Raw genomic sequence first — 292 nt, 5'->3', positions numbered from 1 at the left:
GTAGTAGACATACTTGCTCCTTTCATTAAGGGTGGTATGATCGGTATATTCGGTGGTGCCGGTGTAGGTAAAACTGTATTTATTCAGGAATTACTTAACAACATCGCACAAGAACACGGTGGTATCTCTGTATTCGCTGGTGTAGGTGAGCGTACTCGTGAGGGTAACGATTTATACCACGAAATGAGCGATTCTGGCGTAATTAAGTAAACTGCGATGGTATTCGGACAAATGAATGAGCCACCTGGAGCACGTCAACGTGTTGCATTACCAGGTTTAACAATGGCTGAAC

1 pseudogene is annotated in these 292 nt (G+C 43.8%); it reads left to right on the top strand.

From position 1 onward, the window contains the following. Positions 1 to 292: pseudogene (locus tag ACSG5Z_RS31345) on the top strand (F0F1 ATP synthase subunit beta); the annotation flags it as partial.

This window comes from Bacillus pretiosus (genome assembly GCF_051294775.1).
GTDB classification, from domain to species: Bacteria; Bacillota; Bacilli; order Bacillales; family Bacillaceae_G; genus Bacillus_A; species Bacillus_A wiedmannii.
Note: the sequence above shows the minus strand (reverse complement) of the source record. Positions and strands in the feature narration are given on the sequence as shown.